Source organism: Streptomyces olivoverticillatus, from assembly GCF_014203555.1.
In the GTDB taxonomy this organism is placed as follows: domain Bacteria; phylum Actinomycetota; class Actinomycetes; order Streptomycetales; family Streptomycetaceae; genus Streptomyces; species Streptomyces olivoverticillatus.
On record NZ_JACHJH010000004.1, the window covers coordinates 632,492 to 639,245 of the forward strand.

General features: G+C 71.1%; 6 protein-coding genes. 5 read left to right on the plus strand and 1 reads right to left on the minus strand.

The window, feature by feature from the left end; genetic code table 11:
- The first annotated feature begins 62 nt into the window (after positions 1-62).
- The 3 genes from FHS39_RS17080 (at position 63) to ilvD (ending at position 3,489) form a co-directional block, all read left to right on the plus strand.
- Complete coding sequence (locus FHS39_RS17080) at positions 63-887, plus strand: TIM barrel protein (protein WP_184350179.1); 825 nt, start codon at positions 63-65, stop codon at positions 885-887.
- Positions 884-1,501: a TetR/AcrR family transcriptional regulator gene (locus FHS39_RS17085; RefSeq protein ID WP_184350180.1), complete on the plus strand. Its 618-nt coding sequence runs from the start codon at positions 884-886 to the stop codon at positions 1,499-1,501. Before FHS39_RS17080 ends, FHS39_RS17085 begins: the two co-directional genes overlap by 4 nt.
- Before the next feature lie 137 nt (positions 1,502-1,638).
- On the plus strand, positions 1,639-3,489 hold the full coding sequence (ilvD, locus tag FHS39_RS17090) for a dihydroxy-acid dehydratase (protein ID WP_184350181.1): 1,851 nt from the start codon (positions 1,639-1,641) through the stop codon (positions 3,487-3,489).
- Positions 3,490-3,508: 19 nt separating this feature from the next.
- Here the strand turns inward: ilvD and FHS39_RS17095 are convergent, their stop codons facing one another.
- Positions 3,509-5,626 carry a protein kinase domain-containing protein gene (locus tag FHS39_RS17095; RefSeq protein WP_184350182.1) on the minus strand — a complete coding sequence of 706 codons (2,118 nt, stop codon included), beginning with the start codon at positions 5,624-5,626 and terminating at the stop codon, positions 3,509-3,511.
- A 148-nt stretch (positions 5,627-5,774) separates the two neighbouring features.
- Here FHS39_RS17095 and FHS39_RS17100 point away from each other — a divergent pair, with 148 nt between their 5' ends.
- Both FHS39_RS17100 and FHS39_RS17105 read left to right on the plus strand, forming a co-directional pair.
- Complete coding sequence (locus FHS39_RS17100) at positions 5,775-6,029, plus strand: SH3 domain-containing protein (protein ID WP_184350183.1); 255 nt, start codon at positions 5,775-5,777, stop codon at positions 6,027-6,029.
- 44 nt (positions 6,030-6,073) lie between these two features.
- Positions 6,074-6,589, plus strand: coding sequence for a hypothetical protein (locus FHS39_RS17105; protein WP_184350184.1), 516 nt, complete (start codon positions 6,074-6,076; stop codon positions 6,587-6,589).
- The last annotated feature ends 165 nt before the right edge of the window (positions 6,590-6,754 follow it).

A 6,754-nucleotide genomic window follows, 5' to 3' on the forward strand; every position in this document is an offset into this window, starting at 1 on the left:
CATGTGCGCCGTGTGACGGACCACCTGCCCGCCGTAGGAGAGGCGGTCGTACGCTGTCCCTCGTGACAGAGCCAGTCGTGCGCATTCCGGACGCGAAGGTCGCGCTGTCAACGGCATCGGTCTATCCCGAGTCGACGGCGACGGCCTTCGAGATTGCCGCGCGCCTGGGCTACGACGGCGTCGAGGTCATGGTGTGGACCGACCCGGTCAGCCAGGACATCGAGGCGCTGCGCCGCCTCTCCGACTACCACCAGGTGCCCATCCTGGCCGTCCACGCCCCCTGTCTGCTGATCACCCAGCGCGTCTGGTCCACCGACCCCTGGGTCAAGCTCCAGCGCGCCCGCGCCGCCGCCGAGAAGCTCGGCGCGTCCACGGTCGTCGTCCACCCGCCCTTCCGCTGGCAGCGCTCCTACGCCCGCGACTTCGTCCGCGGCATCTGGCGAATGGCCGACGAGACGGACGTACGGTTCGCCGTCGAGAACATGTACCCCTGGCGCTACCGCGACCGCGAAATGCTCGCCTACGCGCCCGACTGGGACGTCACCAACGACGACTACCGGCACTTCACCGTCGATCTCTCGCACACGGCGACCGCCCGTACGGACGCCCTCCAGATGATCGACCGGATGGGCGACAGACTCGCCCACATCCACCTCGCCGACGGCAACGGCTCCGCCAAGGACGAGCACCTCGTCCCCGGCCGGGGCAAACAGCCCTGCGCCGAGCTGCTCGAGCGCCTCGCGGTCAGCGGCTTCGACGGTCACATCGTGATCGAGGTCAACACCCGCCGGGCCATGTCCGCCGCCGAGCGCGAGGCCGACCTCGCCGAGGCCCTCGCCTACACGCGGCTCCACCTCGCCTCGCCGACCGGCGCGGCCCGCCCGTGACCGCTACCCCGGCCCCCCGCCGCCGCGGCCGCCCCGCCCGTACGGACACGGAGGAGGGCCCCGGCGCCCGCGAGCGCATCCTCGCCGCCGCCCGCGCCGAATTCGCCCGGCACGGCTACGACAAGGCCTCCATCCGCGGCATCGCCAAGGGCGCCGGGGTGGACCCGGCGCTTGTCCACCACTACTTCGGGCCCAAGGAAAAGATCTTCGCGGCCGCCGTCGAAGTGGATTTCGCGCCCGCCCTCGAAGCCCCGGCCGTCGTCGTTGCGAGCGGCAGGGAGCAGGTGGGGCAGCGGCTGACGAGCTTCTTCCTCCAGCTGTGGGAGGACCCCGTCAGCCGCGAGCCGCTCCTGGCGATCGTCCGCTCGGCGGTGGCCAACGAGACCGCCGCCACGGTCTTCCGCGATCTCGTCAGCAGCCGGCTGATGCTCAGGATCGCCGACGAGCTCGACGTCCCCGAGGCCGGACTCCGCTCCGAGCTCGCGGCCGCCCAGCTGGTGGGCGTGACCATGCTCCGCTACGTGATCAAGGTCGAACCCCTGGCGTCGGCGGACCTCGACCAGGTGGTGGCCCTGGTGGCCCCCGCGGTACAGCGGCACCTGGCGGGCGACTGAGGCACGGCTGAGGGGTACACCGGCCGGGACGCTTGTCTCATATTCCGGAACCCTGTCCACGCCTTGGATGACCGGCGTACCCTCGATGACTCAAGGTCCGGAAATTCGCACCCGCGCAAATCGAGGAGTGGAGCAGGATGCCCGAGCTGAGGTCCCGCACCGTCACCCACGGCCGCAACATGGCGGGCGCCCGAGCCCTTCTGCGCGCCGCGGGCGTAGCGCGCGAGGACTTCGGCAAGCCGATCATCGCCGTCGCCAACAGCTTCACCGAATTCGTCCCCGGCCACACCCATCTCCAGCCGGTCGGCCGGATCGTCTCCGACGCCATCAAGGCGGCGGGCGGCATCCCCCGCGAGTTCAACACCATCGCCGTCGACGACGGCATCGCCATGGGCCACGGCGGCATGCTCTACTCGCTGCCCTCCCGCGACCTGATCGCCGACTCGGTCGAGTACATGGTCGAGGCCCACTGCGCCGACGCGCTGATCTGCATCTCCAACTGCGACAAGATCACCCCGGGGATGCTCATGGCCGCCATGCGCCTGAACATCCCCGTCGTCTTCGTCTCCGGCGGCCCCATGGAAGCCGGCCAGGCCACCCTCGTCGACGGCACCGTCCGCAAGCTCGACCTCATCAACGCCATCGTCGACTCCGTCAACGAGAACGTCTCCGACGAGGACGTCCTGCGCATCGAGGAGAACGCCTGCCCGACCTGCGGCTCCTGCTCCGGCATGTTCACCGCCAACTCGATGAACTGCCTCACCGAGGCCATCGGCCTCTCCCTCCCCGGCAACGGCTCGGTCCTCGCCACCCACACCGCCCGCAAGGCGCTCTACGAGAACGCCGGCCGCACGGTCGTCGAGATCACCAAGCGGTACTACGAGCAGGACGACGAATCCGTCCTGCCCCGCAACATCGCCACCCGCGCCGCCTTCGAGAACGCCATGGCCCTCGACATCGCCATGGGCGGCTCCACCAACACGATCCTGCACCTGCTCGCCGCCGCCCAGGAGGCCGAGCTGGAGTACGACCTGACCGACATCGACCAGGTCTCGCGCCGCGTCCCCTGCCTCGCCAAGGTCGCCCCCAACGTCGCCCCCGGCGGCACGTACTACATGGAGGACATCCACCGCGCAGGCGGCATCCCCGCCATCCTCGGCGAGCTCTACCGCGCCGGACTGCTCAACGAGGACGTGCACAGTGTCCACTCCGCCACCCTGGCCGAGTGGCTCAAGACCTGGGACGTGCGCGGTGGTTCACCGTCCGCCGAGGCCGTCGAGCTCTGGCATGCCGCCCCCGGCTGCGTCCGCTCCGCCACCGCCTTCTCCCAGTCCGAGCGGTGGGAGACCCTCGACCTGGACGCGGCCGGCGGCTGCATCCGCTCCGCCGAGCACGCCTACTCCAAGGACGGCGGACTCGCCGTCCTCAGGGGCAACCTCGCCGTCGACGGCTGCGTCGTGAAGACCGCCGGCGTCGACGAGTCCATCTGGACGTTCGAGGGCCCGGCCGTCGTCTGCGAGTCGCAGGAAGAGGCCGTCGAGAAGATCCTCTCCAAGGTGGTGAAGGAAGGCGACGTCGTCGTCATCCGCTACGAGGGCCCGCGCGGCGGCCCCGGCATGCAGGAGATGCTCTACCCGACCTCCTTCCTCAAGGGCCGGGGCATGGGCAAGGCCTGCGCCCTGGTGACGGACGGCCGCTTCTCCGGCGGCACCTCGGGCCTCTCGATCGGCCACGCCTCCCCGGAGGCCGCCTCGGGCGGCACGATCGCCCTCGTCGAGGACGGCGACCGGATCCGCATCGACATCCCGGGCCGCTCGATCGAACTGCTCGTCCCTGAAGAGGAACTGGCGGCCCGTCGGGAGGCGCTCGGCGGCACGTACGCGCCCAAGAACCGCGAACGCAAGGTGTCCGCGGCACTGCGCGCCTACGCCGCCATGGCCACGAGCGCGGACAAGGGCGCGGTGCGGGACGTGAGCAAGCTCGGCTGAGCCTGCCGGCGCCGGGGATTCACCGCCATCCCGCCGGGTCGTGCGCATCCACCGCGAACACCGTCCCGTCCGGCGCCGCCCCGAACACCTTCCCGTCCGCCACCACCGGCGCAGGAAGCAACTCCAGATAGCCCCGCCCGGCCCGCGCCAGGCGGGGCGACGTCTGCCCGAGCATCGTCCCGTGCGCTGCGTCCACGGCCAGCAGCCGGCCGTCCGCCGCGGAGAAGTACAGCCGGCCGTCGTCGGCCGGTACGAGCGCCGACGCATTGGCCACCGACGTCTCCAGCCGCCACTTGGTGGCTTGTTGGCGCACATCCGCGGACGGCTCGGTATCGACCGCCGTCAGTCCGCCGTCCGACGACAGCAGGTAGACGACGGAGCCGTTCGCGACGACGCTCGTCGCCTCCACCGCCGCCGACAGCGGCACCCGCCGCTCACGCCCGATGCCCGGCGCATACCGCACAACGGCCGAAACTCGCGTTTGAGAATCCGCCTCGCTCAAATAGAGGACAGCATGTGGCCCCGCGCCGACGGTCGTCAGATTGCCGTCCGCTGTCCAGTCCCACACCGTCTTCCCCCGCAGCGGGTCGACCGCGACGACGCGCGTGTGACGCCCGTCGGGTGAGGGGGACACGGCATAGGCGGGCCCGCTGCCGTAGAAGGAGAAGACCGGCTTGATGCCGCCGGGCAGCTTGTGCCGCCACCGCTCCTGGTTGGTGGTGCCGTCGACCGCGGTGACCGTACTGTCGTCCGCAACCAGCAGTACGACGTCACCCGCGTGATAAACCCGCCCGCCGTACCCGGACACATCACGCGTCCAGCGCTGCTTGCCCGTGGCCGGATCCAGTGCCGACAGCTCACGCTTGTCCGGCGACAGCGCGTGTACCAGCCCGCCGGAGACGACGGGCGCGCTCGGAGCACCATCGCCGGGCCCGACGGCCGCCCCGGCCCGCCGCCAGGCGACCTTGCCGTGGTCGGCATCCACACGCGCCGCGTGCACCCCGCGCGCAGCGCAGTACAGCGCACCCCTGTCATACGTACAGAACCCGGCGCGCACCCCGTCCCCCTGGCCCGCCGTCGCCGACGGCACGGACGCTTCCCACGGCTGCCAGGCGGATCCCGCGGGGCTCGGCCGCGTACGCAACGGCTGCCGCTGTCCGTCGACCTCACTGGCCACCCAGCCGACCGCAACCGCCAGCACGACGGCCCCGGTGGCGGCGGCAGCGAGCCAGCGGGGACGGCGGAGGCGGGGGCGACGGGAGAGACGAGAGGGCTTCGGGGGCGCCGGGGTTTCCACCGGCCGGTCCGCGCCTACGCTCGCGCCCGCGCTCGCACCTGCCGACGGAGGCAGCATGCGCATGATGGCGTCCGGCGTCGGGCGGGCGGCCGGATCCTTCGCGAGGCAGGCCCGGATCAGGGGAACGAGATCGCCGGGAACACCGGCCAGATCCGGCTCGTCGTGCACGACCTGGTACGCGACGATGTACGGACTCTCCGACTCGAACGGCCCGCGCCCGGTCGACGCGTGCACCAGCAGCGAGGCCAGCGCGAACACATCGGCCGCGGGCCCGACCTCCCGCGGCCGCTGGAACTGCTCGGGCGCCATGAAAGGAGGCGTGCCGATCAGCTTCCCGGTCTCCGTGTGCAGCTCGCTGTCGTACGGGCGCGAGATACCGAAGTCGATGACCTTGGGGCCGTCCTCCGCGAGCAGCACATTGCTGGGCTTGAGGTCCCGGTGCACAACCCCCGCGCGATGGATGTCGCGCAGCGCCTCTGCCAGACCGGCCGCCAGCCGCCGCACACCGGCGGGGTCCAGCGGGCCGTTCCGCTTGACGCGCTCGGCGAGCGTGGGGCCGGGGATATAAAGGGTGGCCATCCAGGGACGTTCACCGTCCGGGTCGGCATCGACGACGGACGCGGTGAATGCTCCGCTCACCCGCCGCGCAGCTGCGACTTCCTGCCGGAACCGCGCCCTGAATTCCGGGTCCACCGCGTACTCGGCGTGCACCACCTTGACGGCGAGCCGCAGCCCGCTCGCCGAACGCGCCAGATGCACCACGCCCATGCCACCCGAGCCGAGCCGGCCCTCCAGCCGGTACTGACTCGCGTAATCAGGACCGTCCCCTGCCGGGCGCATGACCCCACCCCCGTGCCCCGTGTCATTTCGGCCGCATAGGGCGGCGTGCGGAGCCTAATCGATGAGGCTGGGCCAGCCGGGGAAGGCGTGCGGCGCGTTGCTAGCCTGCACATGTCATTCACTGATACTTCGCGGGGGGAAGAACACCATGACGTCGTACTACCCGATCGCCCCGGGCCACCAGGTGAACGTTCGCCGGGGGCCCAGCACCGACAGTGAACTCATCAAGGTCCTGCCCGAGGGCTCCAGCGTGCCGATCCGCTGCCAGACCCGCGGCGAAACGGTCTCCGGCCCGTGCGGCACCACCGACGTCTGGGACAGCATCGCGCCCGGCCAGTACGTCTCCGACGCTTTTGTGAAGACGGGCAGCAGCGGTTTCGTGGCGGTGCCCTGCGCGGGCTGAGCGACGTGGGGCCCGGGTGAAGGCCGCGTGCCGATAATCGACGCATGAGCGATGCGCACGAGACCACAGGCTCCGGCCCCGCGCCGGAGCCGATCCGTTTCTTCGGTACGACCTGGGTGAAACACGACGGCGGCTACGCGCTGCGGCGTGCGGGCGTCGCAGCCGGAGCCCTGGCCCTGGCTGCCGCCGGCGCCCTCGTCCTGCGCCTCGCATATGAAGGGCTGGCCATCGCCAAGGTCGGCGGCCTGGTGAACGGCCTGGTCGTCATCGCCTTCGCCGTGTGCAACGCACTGGCCTTCCGCAAGACGTGGGAGGGCTTCCTCAGGCACCCGGCACCTGCCGCGGACGCGTCGGCGGAACGGTCGATGTACAGCATCAGGATGATCGGCTTCATCGGCGTGCTGCTCGCCTACTTCTTCCGCTGCTTCGTGGAGGCCCCGGGGGAGCGCCTGCACCGCAGCGAGTATGAGGAGGCCCGCGCCCGCCACGAACGCCGCCGCACCACCCGTACGGGCAACCCGGCGGCTCGCGCCCCCAAGGGGCGGCGCAAGCACCCCTGAACCTGGTGTAGTGTTCTCCGAGTTGCCGCGGCGTCCGTGAGGGCGCGGGGGCGACACTTCGAGCCGCACCGGCGGCATCCACTACTGCACGGCCCCTGATCGGGATGAATTTCGGCATGCCGGAATTCGGAACGGGAAGGCCCGGGACTTCGATTAGGAGTCGCG